General features: G+C 33.6%; 1 protein-coding gene. It reads right to left on the bottom strand.

The window, feature by feature from the left end; all coding sequences use genetic code 11:
- Window positions 1-94: 94 nt before the first annotated feature.
- A complete protein-coding gene (locus H8909_RS13195) occupies window positions 95-700 on the bottom strand; it encodes a hypothetical protein (protein WP_187013152.1) in 606 nt (201 codons plus the stop codon).
- Window positions 701-878 lie beyond the last annotated feature (178 nt).

Below are 878 nucleotides of genomic sequence, written 5' to 3'. Positions count from 1 at the left end.
TAGACTCAAAGATCAGCTTCAATTCATAGTAGATGAAGACTAAAAAGACAATATAAGAATGTAGGAAAACCTACATTCTTATATTGTCCTAAACCTACATTTTTATATTGACTTTTGCAACCAATAATCCGGATTTCATATATGGACAGCAAAACTGACTGTATCTATGATCCGCTTTTTTCCCCGGCTTTTCTCTCGTATCGATAATAATTCGAAGTGTGCTTAAGCATTTAAATTCTTCATACCCACCCCCTTTCAGATTGAATTCATCAGTGTCATCAATAACCTTATTATCTTCTGCCAAAAACGGAAGAACGTAGTTACAACGTTCAAGCTCATACTCATCAAGGGAGCAAAACTTAGTGATTGTTACAATGTTACATTCAGATCCATTGTCACGTTTATATGGTTGATTCTTAATATATGCACCGAGTAAAAGTCCATGCATTGTTGTAAGTTTTCTATCATACACATACTCCGGATTAGAATCCCGAAGTGCATCAATAAATTCCTTAAATCTTTGTTCTGATACAGAAGGATGTAAACTACCAACCTGATAAGGAATTGACAGGTATGTGAACCCATTCCACTTTTGATTTACACTCTGTTGTTGATAATAGTCTTCATTGAAGAAGGCCTTACTTTCCTCTGGAGAAACAATGTCATATGCAATTTTCAAATGATGTCCATTGTTGCTCATATTCTTACAATTCATCACATCTAGAATCTTAATTTTGTAACACCCATCAGGGAGTGTTCTTTCGTATTATAGAACTAGAAGTTATTCAAGTAATAATTCTAGTTTTTTATTTTATCTAGAAGTGATATCATATCACTGAAGAGAAGTTAATCATTATAACTTGAGACATCCGTAAGGT

The organism is Catenibacterium faecis, assembly GCF_014306455.1.
GTDB lineage: Bacteria > Bacillota_I > Bacilli_A > Erysipelotrichales > Coprobacillaceae > Catenibacterium > Catenibacterium mitsuoka_A.
This window is presented reverse-complemented; position numbering and strand designations above follow the sequence as displayed.